This is a genomic window from Colwellia sp. 75C3 (assembly GCF_002836255.1).
Taxonomy (GTDB): Bacteria; Pseudomonadota; Gammaproteobacteria; order Enterobacterales; family Alteromonadaceae; genus Colwellia.
Genome location: NZ_PJAU01000059.1, coordinates 222,088 through 235,932, shown reverse-complemented (window position 1 = coordinate 235,932; position 13,845 = coordinate 222,088). Strand labels below are relative to the sequence as shown.

13 protein-coding genes are annotated in these 13,845 nt (G+C 38.7%); 11 read left to right on the top strand and 2 right to left on the bottom strand.

What is annotated here, in order from left to right; genetic code table 11:
• The first annotated feature begins 39 nt into the window (after positions 1 to 39).
• From alc to CXF85_RS18295, 10 genes are all read left to right on the top strand, one after another.
• Positions 40 to 1,107: an allantoicase gene (gene alc / locus CXF85_RS18340; protein WP_101230087.1), complete on the top strand. Its 1,068-nt coding sequence runs from the start codon at positions 40 to 42 to the stop codon at positions 1,105 to 1,107.
• A 181-nt stretch (positions 1,108 to 1,288) separates the two neighbouring features.
• Entirely contained in the window at positions 1,289 to 1,810 is a 522-nt protein-coding gene (gene uraD / locus CXF85_RS18335; RefSeq protein WP_101230086.1) for a 2-oxo-4-hydroxy-4-carboxy-5-ureidoimidazoline decarboxylase, read from the top strand.
• A 27-nt stretch (positions 1,811 to 1,837) separates the two neighbouring features.
• Positions 1,838 to 2,179, top strand: a complete 342-nt coding sequence (uraH, locus tag CXF85_RS18330) for a hydroxyisourate hydrolase (protein WP_101230085.1) — start codon at positions 1,838 to 1,840, stop codon at positions 2,177 to 2,179.
• Between the two features lie 88 nt (positions 2,180 to 2,267).
• The gene (locus CXF85_RS18325) at positions 2,268 to 2,777 is read left to right on the top strand and encodes an ureidoglycolate lyase (RefSeq protein WP_101230084.1); all 510 of its coding nucleotides are present in this window, start codon (positions 2,268 to 2,270) and stop codon (positions 2,775 to 2,777) included.
• Positions 2,778 to 2,870: 93 nt separating this feature from the next.
• On the top strand, positions 2,871 to 4,220 hold the full coding sequence (gene guaD / locus CXF85_RS18320; protein ID WP_101230083.1) for a guanine deaminase: 1,350 nt from the start codon (positions 2,871 to 2,873) through the stop codon (positions 4,218 to 4,220).
• Between the two features lie 383 nt (positions 4,221 to 4,603).
• Positions 4,604 to 5,794 carry a urate hydroxylase PuuD gene (locus CXF85_RS18315; RefSeq protein ID WP_101230082.1) on the top strand — a complete coding sequence of 397 codons (1,191 nt, stop codon included), beginning with the start codon at positions 4,604 to 4,606 and terminating at the stop codon, positions 5,792 to 5,794.
• Between the two features lie 271 nt (positions 5,795 to 6,065).
• On the top strand, positions 6,066 to 8,255 hold the full coding sequence (locus CXF85_RS18310; RefSeq protein WP_101230081.1) for a malate synthase G: 2,190 nt from the start codon (positions 6,066 to 6,068) through the stop codon (positions 8,253 to 8,255).
• 472 nt (positions 8,256 to 8,727) lie between these two features.
• Positions 8,728 to 9,105, top strand: a complete 378-nt coding sequence (locus tag CXF85_RS18305; protein WP_101230080.1) for a TipAS antibiotic-recognition domain-containing protein — start codon at positions 8,728 to 8,730, stop codon at positions 9,103 to 9,105.
• Between the two features lie 113 nt (positions 9,106 to 9,218).
• Positions 9,219 to 9,599, top strand: coding sequence for a hypothetical protein (locus CXF85_RS18300; protein WP_101230079.1), 381 nt, complete (start codon positions 9,219 to 9,221; stop codon positions 9,597 to 9,599).
• Positions 9,600 to 9,844: 245 nt separating this feature from the next.
• Positions 9,845 to 10,471: a TetR/AcrR family transcriptional regulator gene (locus tag CXF85_RS18295; RefSeq protein WP_101230078.1), complete on the top strand. Its 627-nt coding sequence runs from the start codon at positions 9,845 to 9,847 to the stop codon at positions 10,469 to 10,471.
• A 48-nt stretch (positions 10,472 to 10,519) separates the two neighbouring features.
• On the opposite strand, the gene CXF85_RS18290 is transcribed toward CXF85_RS18295, so the two are convergent.
• Both CXF85_RS18290 and CXF85_RS18285 read right to left on the bottom strand, forming a co-directional pair.
• Positions 10,520 to 11,308 carry a substrate-binding periplasmic protein gene (locus CXF85_RS18290; RefSeq protein WP_101230077.1) on the bottom strand — a complete coding sequence of 263 codons (789 nt, stop codon included), beginning with the start codon at positions 11,306 to 11,308 and terminating at the stop codon, positions 10,520 to 10,522.
• 377 nt (positions 11,309 to 11,685) lie between these two features.
• Complete coding sequence (locus CXF85_RS18285) at positions 11,686 to 12,807, bottom strand: pyridoxal-phosphate-dependent aminotransferase family protein (RefSeq protein WP_101230076.1); 1,122 nt, start codon at positions 12,805 to 12,807, stop codon at positions 11,686 to 11,688.
• A 179-nt stretch (positions 12,808 to 12,986) separates the two neighbouring features.
• Here CXF85_RS18285 and CXF85_RS18280 point away from each other — a divergent pair, with 179 nt between their 5' ends.
• Positions 12,987 to 13,817, top strand: coding sequence for a hypothetical protein (locus CXF85_RS18280; protein ID WP_101230075.1), 831 nt, complete (start codon positions 12,987 to 12,989; stop codon positions 13,815 to 13,817).
• Positions 13,818 to 13,845 lie beyond the last annotated feature (28 nt).

Below are 13,845 nucleotides of genomic sequence, written 5' to 3'. Positions count from 1 at the left end.
CAAAGGCTTGCCTGACAATGCAGTAACTGGAGAAAAGAAATGATTGAAGATTGGTTAGCACAAAACAAATTGTCGGCAGAAGAAGCGGTATTAGAGCAAAAATTAAAAACGCATTATGTAGATTTAGCCAGCGAAAAAGTGGGTGGTGAAACACTGTCATGTAGTGATGATTTCTTCGCAGAAATGGAAAACTTATTAAAAGTAGGCCGTGGTATTTTTATCGAAGAGAAATTTACTGAACGTGGTAAATGGATGGACGGTTGGGAATCACGCAGAAGTTATGGTCGTAATAATGGTCGTGATTCTGATTGGTGTATTATCCGTTTAGGCATCAGTGGTGTTATTCGCGCTTTTGATATCGACACCAATTATTTCCGTGGCAACGCGCCAGAAAAAGTTTCCGTAGAAGCTTGTGTTAGTGAAGTACAACCTAATGCAGATACAGTTTGGCAGACAATTTTTGAAGCGACTGATGTTAAAGCGCATAGCCAAAACCTTTTTACTCTCGATCCTGAAGAAAAGCTAAATGATACAGCATGGACTCATGTACGTTTAACTATGTTCCCTGATGGTGGTATTGCGCGTTTTCGTGTTTATGGTGAAGCAGATGTAAACTGGAATGACTTTGTTGACGGCGAATTAATTGATTTAGCTTCCATTAAAAATGGCGCAAAAGCTTTATTAGTAAGCGACATGTTCTTCAGCGATAAAAATAACCTAATCATGCCTGGCCGTGGCGCCAACATGGGCGATGGTTGGGAAACTAAACGTCGTCGTGATCCAGGTCCAGATTGGTCAATTGTTAAACTTGCCGCTACGGGTAGTGTTAATAAAGTCATCATAGATACCTGTCACTTTAAAGGTAACTTCCCTGATACCTTTATGCTTGAAGGTTGTATCAGTGATAGCGATGATTTCACTGAAAATGCGCCAAGCGTTACTTGGACTCCGATTATTCCAAGTACTAAGTTGTATGCGCATCGTGAACATTTATTTACTAAAGAAATCATCACAGAAAAAGATCAACCGTTTACTCATGTACGTTTAAATATCTTCCCTGATGGTGGTATTTCTCGTATGCGTGTTTTTGGTAACCGTCAAGGTTAGTTAACGTGAACTCGGGTTAAGCTATTGCGGCCATTATTACGCAAAAACGCTGTGAATATGTCCCTATAAACTCAGCTTATTCATCCATGAATAAGATGTTTTTCTCCATAAGGCAGCTTCACAGCTTTAACCCGCATACCGAGTTAACACGAATAAGTAGTAAAGAATAAAGGATACTAGAATGAGATTAGAAGATTTAAACCAATTACCAGCAAGCGACGCTAACCACACATTTATGCAGTGTTGTACTTCAAGCACTTGGGTAAAAAACATGGTAGCAGCGCGTCCATTTGCTGATACGACGGCAATAAAAAAAGCCGCTGATGATGCATGGTTAGGTTTAACGGAACAAGATTATTTTGAAGCGTTTGAAGGCCATCCAAAAATTGGTGATGTGAGTAGCTTACGTGCTAAGTATGCCAATACCAAAGAGTTAGCTGGCAACGAGCAAGGTTTAGTTAAAGAAGCCAACGACGATGTACTTGAAGTACTTTCTCAAGGTAATACTGACTACGAAGCAAAATTTGGCTTTATCTTTATTGTTTGTGCGACAGGTAAAAGTGCTAAACAAATGTCTGATTTATTACAAGCACGTTTACCCAATAACAAAAAACAAGAGCTTGTTAATGCTGCTGAAGAGCAACGAAAAATATTTCAACTACGTATTACTAAAGCCTTCGAAAACACATTAGCTGAAGGCTAATCCGAAAAGTACTTTTAAGGAACGAATATGAGTCAAATTACTACCCATATACTTGATACAACACGTGGTTTACCCGCGCAAAATGTACCGATTACCTTGTTTGCTCAAGACGGTGAAGGTTGGAAAGAAGTAAATGGTGGTGTCACTAATGGTGATGGTCGTTTACCGGGTTTATTAGCTGATAATGAAAAATTACCCGCTGGTGTTTACCGTATGCATTTTGCCACCGCTAGTTATTTTCAAGCCAATAACGAAACCGGCTTTTATCCCTACGTCGATATCGTTTTTGAAATTGACGCCAGCGGCACGCATTACCATATTCCATTATTACTAACCGCCTATGGATACTCTACTTACCGCGGTAGCTAAGCCTACCTAAGTAAGGTTTAGCAATATAATTTATAAACAATAGTTTCTAGCCAGTAGAAAAATATTAACAGTTAACAGAGAAGATAAGATGACCAGTAAAATCATTAATGTTGTACCCCAAGAGCTAACGGCAGAGAATTTCTCCGCTTATGGGGATGTAATTTCAGTGTCCGAAAGTGCTGAACATTTCGCCATTAATGATGGCCATACTATGCGTTATCATAATCTTGCTGATGTCGACGTTGCTGAGCAACAGGGTAAAACCTTGCTTAATATTTTTCGTTCCACCCCGCTGGCTTTTCCTTTGCCGGTCGAAATGATGGAACGCCATCCTTTGGGCAGCCAAGCATTTATTCCTATGGGCAAGCAGCCTTATGTGGTGGTTGTTGCCCCCGCAGGTGAACTTGATATCTCAGCCATCAAAGTGTTTTTAGCAAGCGGTGAGCAAGGCGTTAATTACCATAAAGGTACTTGGCATCACTTTTGTTTAGCGCTAAATGAAGTCAGTGACTTTCTCGTAGTCGATCGCGGCGGAGAAGGTGATAACTGCGATGTAGAAAAACTCGACGGCTCAATGGTCATCAATTTAAAAAGCTAGTCTAAGCAAGTAACGAAACAAAATTCAGTGCAACTTAAGAAGCAACACTCGAAGTAATGCACCAAGCAACAAAATAAGTAAAGGTTAAGTAATATGTCGAACAACATTGTAAATACATCTTCAAAAAGTGAAGTAATGAGTAAACCAACAAATACCGGCCGCAAAGCATATCGTGGTGAAGTACTGCACTTTTTAGCCGATCCTGCCAAAGTCGCTGAAGAAGAGAGTTACCAGTACTTTGAAGATGGACTTTTAGTTATCAATAATGGCTTAGTCGAAGCCGTAGGTTTTGCTAGTGATTTATTAGCAACGTTATCTGCCGATGTTACCGTGATTCAATATGACAATGGCCTAATCATGCCAGGATTTATTGATACGCACGTGCATTATGCACAATCTGAAATGGTCGCTTCATACGGCGAACAGTTACTCGAGTGGCTTGAAAATTATACCTTCCCTGAAGAAAAGCAATTTGCTGATATTGAGCACGGTAAACGTGTCGCTGAATTTTTCTTAACACAGTTATTAGATGCTGGAACAACGACTGCACTTGTATTTGGTACGGTTCATAAAGAATCTGTTGATGCCTTTTTCACTATCGCGCAACAGAAAAAATTACGCATGATTTGCGGTAAAGTTCTAATGAATCAAAACTGCCCTGATGACCTGCAAGATACCACAGAATCTGGCTACACAGACAGTAAAGCATTAATTGAAAAATGGCATAACACAGATCGTTTGCTTTACGCTGTTACTCCACGTTTCGCTCCGACTTGTTCAACAGAGCAGCTAAATAAAGCCGGTGAGTTATTAAAAGAGTATCCAGATGTTTACTTACATACGCATTTATCAGAGAACAAAGATGAAATAGCGTGGGTAAGTGAGCTATTCCCAGACAGTAAAGGCTATCTTGATGTTTACGACAAAAGCAGTTTATTAGGCCGTCGTAGTGTTTTCGCTCACGGCGTGCATTTGCACGACCATGAATGCCAGCGTTTAAGTGAAACTGATTCAGCTATTGCTTTTTGTCCCACTTCAAACCTATTTTTAGGCAGTGGTTGTTTTAACTTAAAACAAGCTGAAGAGTTTGATGTCAATGTGGGTTTAGGTACTGACATAGGTGCAGGTAGCAGCTTTTCAATGTTAACAACATTAAACGAAGGTTATAAAACTCAGCAATTACGTGGCGATAAATTAAGCCCGTACAAATCATTGTATTTAGCCACGCTCGGTGGCGCAGTTGCTTTAGATTTAGAAGGTACTATTGGTAACTTCGCTCAAGGCGCAGAAGCTGATTTTATTGTACTGGATTATCAAGCAACACCGTTAATGGATGTACGCATCAAACGTTGTAAAACCTTAACCGAAAAACTCTTTGTCTTGAGCATGTTGGGTGATGATAGACACGTTAAAGCTACTCACATAATGGGCGAAAAAGTTTAATTAACAAATTATTTAATAGCTGAAATCTGCGAATACTGCATCAGAAGTACTCACAAACTTCAGTCATCAACTAAATCATTAGTGGTAGATAAATTAAATTATAACAGACGGTTGCCTAGCTGGGTCTAAGGCAACATCGCTTAAGAGAAATAATTATTTAACAACGTAATTAATTAAAATTACGTTCCTATGCACAAGGCTCAGGGACGTCATCCCCGTGGTGTATTCATCGGGGATCCAGTTTATAAAAAGTAATGGATCTTCGATCAGAGACTTCGAAGATGACGTTTCAGCAAGCCCCTGAGTTAACTAGTTAATCATAAAATTATAAAATTATAAAATTATAAAACGCTACTACGAGTAAGCGTACAAAAGGAAAGACTATGGACCCGTATATTACTGAGTGGTTAAATTTAATCATTCGTTTCGCACATTTAATCGTTGGTATCGCGTGGATCGGTGCCTCATTTTATTTTGTTTGGTTAGACAACCATCTTGAAAAACCACCTGTATGGAAAGAAGAAAAAGGCATTTCAGGTGACCTTTGGGCTATTCACGGCGGTGGTTTTTACGAAGTAGCAAAATACAAACTAGCACCACCAACAATACCAACAACCTTGCATTGGTTTAAGTGGGAAGCATATACCACGTGGATCACAGGTTTCTTATTATTATCGCTAATGTTTTATGTCGGTGCTGAGTCTTACTTAATTGACCCACGCGTGAAAGATTTAACCCAATGGCAGGCAATTGGCTTAGGTCTAGGCTCTATTATTATTGGTGTTGGTAGTTATGAGTTATTAGTGAGAACCAAACTTAAAGATCACGGCTTAGTCTTAGCGCTTATTTTATTCGTTATTGCTACGGCTTTATCTTACGGTTTAACGCAAGTATTTAGTGCGCGTGGTGCCTACATGCATATGGGTGCTATTTTAGGCACTATCATGGCTGGTAACGTGTTTTTTGGCATCATGCCATCACAACGTGCCTTAGTAAAAGCAGTAGAAGAAGGTGCTAAGCCTGACTCTAAATATGGTCTTAACGCTAAATTACGTTCAACACACAATACCTATATCACCTTACCCGTGTTATTCATTATGATTTCGAATCATTACCCAATTACCTATAACCACAGTGCGAACTGGTTAGTATTAATGGTAATTATTTTGATCACCGCTGCCGTTCGTCAGTATTTTGTCTTACGTCATTTTGGCAAACAAAAACCTATGGTCTTAGTAGGCTCTATTATCGCCACTATTGTGCTTGCTTATGCTATTGCTCCTAAGAAAATTGAGTTGTCAGTTGAGCAAAAGCAACAAGTTGTCAGCCATATGCAAGTTCAAAAAATTATTGAAGACCGTTGTGCTGCATGTCATTCAGAAACACCTACTGATGATATGTTTAAAACTCCTCAAGCAGGCGTTATTTTCACAGATATTGCTTCTATTAAACAATGGGCGCCACGAATTCAAGCGCGTGTTATTGACAGTAAAGACATGCCATTCATGAACAAAACCAAAATGACCGATGAAGAACGTCTAACCTTGTCAATTTGGGTAAACCAAATCAAGTAAGTTTGTTCCCACTCAGAGCTTGTCAGCGGTTTGAGAACAAATAGACTTTTTTTATGTATAGTCATTCTATATTAAGAAAATTCTGTGCCGTTATCGAATTGCTGACAAACTCCCAAAGGGCGAGTTTAAAAGGCTTCCATGCTGCGTTACTGATTTTGACAATAGAATAACTATTATCTGCAATCAAAGCCTTGCCTCTAAGCCTTTTAAGTCTCGCTGAATGTGAAAAAATTTATTTGACTTGGTTTCAAACAAAGAAAAAGGATAAAAAATGAAGCAAAAAACAATCAAGCACGGTTATAAGGTTGCAGGCTGTTTAGTTAATTTAGTCAATCACGATGTATTACCTGGTCTTAATATTACTGCCGATCACTTCTGGGATTCTGTTGCTGAGGTTTTAACTGAGTTTACTCCACGCAATCAGCAGTTATTAACAACCAGAGCTAATTTACAGGCACAAATTGATGTATGGCACAGTGATGCAGCAAATCAACCTTTTGACCAACAACGCTATCAATTGTTTTTAAAAGAAATAGGTTATCTGGTAGAAGAAAAAGCAGATTTTACTATCTCCACTAAAAATGTTGATGATGAGGTTGCCCTGGTAGCAGGCCCTCAACTGGTTGTTCCTTTAATGAATGCAAGGTTTGCCCTTAATGCCGCAAACGCACGATGGGGCAGTTTATATGATGCATTATATGGTACTGACGTTATCGGTGATGATAACGGCGCCCAACAAACGAAAGCGTTCAACCCTGTTCGTGGACGTAGAGTGCAAGCATACGCGCGCCGATTTTTAGACGATACTTTACCGTTAACATCAGGTAGTCATATTGATGCGGTGCAGTATCATATTATTAATAAAAACTTCACCGTTACCTTATTCTCTGGCGAACAAGTTCAGCTAAAAGATGCAGCACAATTTGTCGGTTACAACGGCTCTACCGATGCTCCTACAGCGCTACTTTGCCGTCATAATGGTTTGCACATCGAAATCCAAATAGATAAAGATAACATTGTTGGTAAAACCGATGCCGCCTTTGTTAAAGATGTCGTATTAGAGTCTGCCTTAAGCACTATTCAAGATTGTGAAGACTCTATTGCTGCGGTTGATGCGAGTGATAAAACCGCTGTTTACCGTAACTGGTTAGGTTTAATGAAAGGTGACCTTGCTGAGATCATTCAAAAAGGTGACAAAACGATAACTCGTACTTTAAATCACGACCGTGATTATTTATCACCGAGCCAAACGCCTTTTTCATTATCAGGAAGAAGCCTGCAGTTTATCCGTAATGTCGGCTTATTGATGACTACCGATGCTATCGTCACCGAAAATGATGAAAATGTACCTGAAGGTATTGTCGATGGACTTATCACCACCTTAATTTCATTACATGATTTAAAAGGTAGCTCTAAATTTAAGAACTCCAAAAAAGGCAGCATTTACATTGTAAAACCTAAAATGCACGGCCCTGAAGAAGTTACTTTTAGTCATGACTTATTTAGCGCTATCGAGCGTAATTTAGGACTAGCTGAAAATACCATTAAAATGGGTATTATGGATGAAGAACGTCGTACCTCAGCCAACTTAAAAGAATGTATTCGCGCGGCACAAACCCGTGTTGCCTTCATCAATACCGGTTTTTTAGATCGTACTGGCGATGAAATGCATACCAGCATGCTTGCTGGTGCTATGGCACAAAAAGAATTGATGAAAGATGAGCCATGGATTAAGGCTTATGAATTGCGTAATGTCAGAATTGGTTTGCAAGCCGGTCTGCAAGGTAAAGCGCAAATCGGTAAGGGCATGTGGGCCATACCTGACCAAATGTCAGCCATGGTAAAAAACAAAATAGCCCATCCGCAATCAGGTGCAAACTGTGCTTGGGTACCCTCACCTACAGCAGCGACTTTACATGTAATGCATTATCACAAAGTAAATGTGAAAGCCGTGCAAAACGCTATGCAAGCTGAGTTTTCTTTACCTGGCACAATCGATGATTTAACTGATTTATTGACTATTCCTTTATTGAAAAACCAAGCTGACTTGTCAACTGCGGCCATTCAAAAAGAATTAGACAATAACATTCAAGGCTTATTGGGTTATGTGGTGCGTTGGGTTAACCAAGGTATTGGCTGCTCTAAAGTACCTGATATCGATAATGTTGCCCGCATGGAAGATAGAGCCACCTTAAGAATATCTAGTCAGCATATCTGTAACTGGCTGCATCATGGTGTGATCAGTGAAAGCCAAGTGAATGAGTCATTAGAACGTATGGCGCCTATTGTTGATCAGCAAAATGCCAATGATACCAGTTACATAGCAATGTCGACTGATTTAGAGAATAGCATTGCCTTTAAAACGGCAGCTGAACTCATCTTTACAGGTAAAGAACAGCCCAGCGGTTATACTGAACCGTTATTGCATAAACGCCGTATTGACGTAAAAGCTGCGCATTAATACATAACCTGGGATTACCTATTAAGTAATCACGGGAAAGGCGACTTGCCCTATCAAAGCAAGATGACTTAGCCGCTAAGTTATCTTGCTTTTTTTAAGTGAATTTTACTAACATCACGCTACTGCTATTACTCCCACCTATTACGGGAGAGTAGTAAAAAGTTATATAGGAACTACTTAAAAGGTCGGAAATACCGCTCTTTTTTTATGGTCACTTTGTGCGCATTTCGGACGTTAGCCTTATATTTTCTAATGAATATTTTTTAGGAGTGTTACTGAGCGGGCTTAGTAATACCCTATCTTTTATTAAATAATTGGTTGCAGTGGTTTCTAATACTTTGAATTTGTGGGGCATTGCTGTAAATTAAATTTTAATTATGGAACGGGCATTACTGAGCCAGATCCATAATAAGCTGTTATGTGATTCGGCTAGTTTGTCGCGAATAAATTCAAATTAATGGAATATCTAGAAATGAATAAATTAAGTAAAGAATATTTAACTGAATGTAAAACTGCTCTTGATGCAGAGCAGACTCATAGTTTATCAATTACCGATAACTGGGCGCATGTTAATAGAGAGCTTGTCCATCAAGATTGGGACGTCTTATACAAAAAATTAGCCGATTACGCTGATGAGACCGCCGCTGATAATGCACACGTTCAAACGTTAATGAAAGAGCATTTTGAAATCGCTTGCCGCTTTTATACTCCATCTAAAGAAGCATATATAGGTATGGGGATCTTTTATAAAGAAAATGAAGATATGAAAAAGTTTCATAATTCATATCACCCCGAAATGGTTGATTACTTAGGTGATGCAATTGTTCATTACGCGGATAATAATTTATAAATCACATGACAAGCCAATCAAGCAGGACTAAAAACAGTTTGCTGTTTTCGTTCCTCAACATTTTAGCAAACAATTTTTAGCCCCTTATTGGCGCGTTAGGTAAATATCAGGTCATGGATGATAACTCACTAGAACAACGGATTCTCCGAAAGGCTGATCACTTAAGCAAGCGCCTTGATTCGATTAAAGTGCATAAAAAAGTTATTGCTGTTGAAAAGTTACTTGTTATAAGCCCTATCTGGGCACCAATATTATTTGCCTTCATTTGTAGGTCAATTTTTGGCGGTGGAACCTTCCTAACTATATCTGTAGGAGTAGTTATATTCATCAGTTATGTTATTGGCTCCTTTGCATTATTTCGTATCTCTGATACCAGTAAAAGCCGAGAGCGCAATATAGTTTTATTACTTTCGTATACAGCCATTACAGTTATAGTTTCTTTTTTCTCAGGGTTAATGGCGATAGGTATTATGGGAGTAAAAGTTTTATACTAAATTTACCTAATGACCGCTTTGTGGCAAAAACTGAAACTGGTTAACCGAGTTTTCACTGTGATACTTTATTACTCCCCTACACCTTATGGTTAAAAGCAAACACTCACCATTATCCGCTTAGTATTACTTGTCATATTTTTGATTTATCGCAATTATTGATTCCATTTACCAGAAAGCTATAGCTGTAGGCGAAAACTTGTTATACAGTTCTTTTTCTCCACTATAAATGAAGTTATGAGGTATCTGTGCAGGTAAAGAAAGAATCAGTCGGACAAATTCGCCAAAAGAATGTGGCGCTTATTTTAACTGCGGCTAAAACAGAATTTGTAACCCACGGTTTTAAAGGCGCATCCATTAAGCGTATTGCCGAACGAGCAAGTATCCCAAGAGCGAATATTCATTATTATTTCAATGATAAAACCGATCTGTATCAGCAGTTACTCAGCGAAATTATTGTCAGTTGGAACACTAGCTTTGATACCTTAAGTATTGATGATGATCCTAAAACAATTTTGACTGCGTATATTCATGAAAAAATCATGCATGCCAAACATGATCCTGATGGCTCTAAGATTTTTGCCAGTGAAGTTATTCATGGTGCGCCTATTCTTAAAGACTATTTGCATACCGAATTTAAGCAGTGGTTAGATAAAAAAATTACTGTCATCGAAACCTGGATTGAACAGGGCCAAATAGACGCAATAAACCCACATCATTTGTTATTCCTTATTTGGAGTTCAACCCAGCATTATGCTGACTTTAATGTGCAGGTATTGGCTGGTTTTGGTAAAGAAGCAATGAACGATGATGATTTTGATGATGTCATAACATCACTGACCAAAATTATCTTAAAAGGCTGCGGTTTAGCTTAAGCTAGTCCAGCTGTACTTATCTGACAAAGCTAATGTAGTCGATATTAATTAATAGTTGAGTTGATATTTTTCCAATAACTCCTGGTAATAGGCAGAGGCTTTTAATTGTTGGATGAGTTCTCCAATCGTTTGTTTTATTTCTTTAGAGTCTTCTCTGGCCTTTGTTAACGCCATATATACTGGTGTGATTGCTATTTGGGGCTTTATCGCTTTAATCTGAGCACTCACATTCTCTTTGGAAATAATTCGATTAAAAATAAGCGGATTGGCGATAGCTATATCAATTCGTCTACTGAGCAATAGCTTCAATAAGACTTCTTCCGTTAATGCGGGTAATTTAGTTAGATAACTTGCCCGATCGAACAATTCTCCATATGAGTACTCTCTTGTAGTACCGATAGAATATGCCGTCAATTGCTGTAATTGGCCAGTAAACTCAAGGTTACTATCCTTTAAAGTAAACAATTGATTAACTTCATTAGCATAAGAAGGCTCTATGAAATGATAACTCTGCTCACGTTTTGACGTTTTAAATAAAGTGAGTATAAGATCAATTTGACCTTGCTCAACCAGATGAAGCGCCCTAGGCCAAGGTCGTGCTATAAAGTCAAAAGCATATTTTGAATTAGCTTCAACGTAATCAAGAATATCAATAGTGAGACCCTTAATTTCTTCATTTTCTTCATAGTTAAATGGAAAGTAACCTATCTCTTCAATAGCTACTGTTAGAATAACTTTGCCCTTTTTTGCTTGAGAATCATCCGACTGTAAGCTGGTATGCGCTAAGACAGAGAAGGAAAAAAGGTAAAGTAAAAATAGGATTTTTATAAAAGTCATAATTAGCAGTATAACTATTTCTTTTCATTTATCTAGGTTCTAAGACGGTTAATGTTTTAGTTTACACTCGGCTGCACTTTAACCGAGGAAGTATTGAAAAAATACAGCCATTCATAAAGACTAAAAATCCATTTTCTAAACGTTAATCGCTACCGAAAAATACATCAGCTGTCGAAAATATCAGTTACGTGGTAATTCAACGTCTGAAAAGGTCCGTATTGGCTTATCAAGAAAGTCCTTTCACTTCCACATTGTGAAAAGTTAAGTGGTAAAATCGTACATAAAAAGCGCTTTATATTTCACTATGCAAAAAAAAAGACCACCAAAAGGTGATCTTTTTTCATTTATGGAGCGCTTTAATCAGCGTTATTTTACTCTTATTGGTTCAAAGCATCCTTTAATGCGGTTAAACATAAGGCCACATTTTCACTTTTAGCGGCATGTCCCATCAAACCAATGCGCCATGCTTTACCAGCAAAAGCACCTAAACCCGCACCAATTTCAAGGTTGTAGTGATCTAGTAAATAATCTCTTACTTTCGCATCATCAGCACCGTCAGGGATGTAAATTGCATTCAACTGAGGTAAGCGCTCTTCTTCCGGTACGATAAACTCAATACCTAACTCTTTCAGTCCCTTAGCTAAGACTTCGTGCTGTTCTCTATGACGTGCCCAGCTATTTTCTAGACCTTCATCATGTAACATAAACAAGGCTTCATGTAGCGCATATAATGAGTTTACCGGTGCAGTATGGTGATAACTACGCTTACCTTTACCTGACCAATAACCCATGACTAACGTTTGATCTAAGAACCAGCTTTGTATTTGAGTTTTACGGTTTTGAACTACCTCTACAGCCCTAGGGCTGAAAGAGATTGGTGATATGCCTGGTACACAAGACATACATTTCTGCGTACCTGAATAAATGGCGTCAATGCCCCATTCATCCACTTTAAGCTCAATACCACCTAATGATGTCACGGCATCAACAATCGTCAAACAATCATGCTCTTGCGCCATTTTACAAAGGGCTTTAGCATCTGACACAGCACCTGTTGACGTTTCTGCATGAACAAAGGCTAAAAACTTAGCATCGGGATGGTCATGTAACGCGGCTTTTACCTTGTGTGTTTCAACAGCACGACCCCATGGAGAGTCAACCACAATGGCCTCTGCGCCTATTCTGGTAACGTTTTGAATCATACGGTCACCAAAAACACCATTGCGACAAACAATGACTTTATCACCCGCTTCTACTAAGTTTACAAAACAGGCTTCCATACCTGCTGAACCCGGTGCTGATAAAGCAATGGTGAATTCATTTTTTGTTTGAAATGCATATTGCAGCAAAGTTTTCACTTCATCCATCATATTGATAAATAAAGGGTCTAAATGACCTATAGTAGGTCTAGCCAATGCAGAGAGAACTCGTGCACTAACGTCCGAAGGGCCAGGGCCCATTAAAATTCTTTGTGGTGGATTAAATGATTTAAATGTCATAATTGCTTTACCTTCTATTTTAGTTTTAATTTTTAGTTGTGTTTATAAAACAACCTGATGTATCTTAGTAAACCGTAACCTGACACAGGTGTCAAGTTACGGAAAATAGTGAAAACATGAACATATTTAAAAAATTAAAACTAAAATAATTAAAATTAAATAACATTAAGAGAGACACTATGAAAATTTCAGCATCACTTACCGCACTTGCATTAGCCGCTGCGTTAAATGCCCCAATGGCATCAGCAGAAATCTGGAGTAATACCGAAGTTCAACTACAAGCAGGTGGTGAATTTGAAAGTGCAGGTGCTCCAGGAACATCAACAGGTACAATTACTACTTTCCAACATGCTGGTGGTTGGGAATACGGCGATAACTTCTTCTTCGTCGACCATTCACAATATTCTGGAAAGAATGGCTTAAATGATTCCGCTGAATTTTACGGTGAATGGTATTCAAACTTTAGCTTAGGTGCGCTGACAGGTAATGATTTATCTTTTGGTCCGGTGAAAGACATTGGCTTAGTTGCTGGCTTTAACTACGCGCCAGAAGTAGACAGCTCTTGGGTATTACCCGGTGTACGCTTAGCCTTAGATTTACCCGGTTTTGCTTTTGCACAATTTGATATTACTGCATTTATCCATGCAAGCGGTGCTGATTCATCTTTAGCGGGTAACTTCGGTGCTCCTTTCTCAATTATTGATGAAGACAGCAGTTTCATGGTCGATTTTGCTTGGGCTTTACCTTTTAAATTAGGTTCTACTAGTTGGAGTTTTGAAGGCCACGCAGAGTATATTGACGGTCGTACTCAAGTTAATAACTTCGGCACTACCGAACTAGAATCTTGGATTCTAATTCAACCACAAGTTCGCCTAGATGTTGGTGAATTGATTGGCACGCCATCTAACCGTTTATTCGCGGGTATTGAGTACCAATACTGGAAAAATAAGCTAGGTGCTAAAGGTGTTGATGATAATACCGTGCAATTTTTAGCAGTATGGCGTTTTTAAGCACCTTATAAGTTATCGTGCCTATGCA

Excerpts from the sequence above, each read along its gene's own strand:
- CXF85_RS18305 (WP_101230080.1), top strand. The coding sequence starts at position 8,728 with ATGAATAAATTAAGTAAAGAATATTTAACTGAATGTAAAACTGCTCTT.
- CXF85_RS18290 (WP_101230077.1), bottom strand. The coding sequence starts at position 11,308 with ATGACTTTTATAAAAATCCTATTTTTACTTTACCTTTTTTCCTTCTCT.
- CXF85_RS18310 (WP_101230081.1), top strand. The coding sequence starts at position 6,066 with ATGAAGCAAAAAACAATCAAGCACGGTTATAAGGTTGCAGGCTGTTTA.
- alc (WP_101230087.1), top strand. The coding sequence starts at position 40 with ATGATTGAAGATTGGTTAGCACAAAACAAATTGTCGGCAGAAGAAGCG.
- CXF85_RS18280 (WP_101230075.1), top strand. The coding sequence starts at position 12,987 with ATGAAAATTTCAGCATCACTTACCGCACTTGCATTAGCCGCTGCGTTA.
- CXF85_RS18285 (WP_101230076.1), bottom strand. The coding sequence starts at position 12,807 with ATGACATTTAAATCATTTAATCCACCACAAAGAATTTTAATGGGCCCT.
- uraD (WP_101230086.1), top strand. The coding sequence starts at position 1,289 with ATGAGATTAGAAGATTTAAACCAATTACCAGCAAGCGACGCTAACCAC.
- CXF85_RS18315 (WP_101230082.1), top strand. The coding sequence starts at position 4,604 with ATGGACCCGTATATTACTGAGTGGTTAAATTTAATCATTCGTTTCGCA.
- CXF85_RS18325 (WP_101230084.1), top strand. The coding sequence starts at position 2,268 with ATGACCAGTAAAATCATTAATGTTGTACCCCAAGAGCTAACGGCAGAG.
- CXF85_RS18300 (WP_101230079.1), top strand. The coding sequence starts at position 9,219 with ATGGATGATAACTCACTAGAACAACGGATTCTCCGAAAGGCTGATCAC.
- guaD (WP_101230083.1), top strand. The coding sequence starts at position 2,871 with ATGTCGAACAACATTGTAAATACATCTTCAAAAAGTGAAGTAATGAGT.
- uraH (WP_101230085.1), top strand. The coding sequence starts at position 1,838 with ATGAGTCAAATTACTACCCATATACTTGATACAACACGTGGTTTACCC.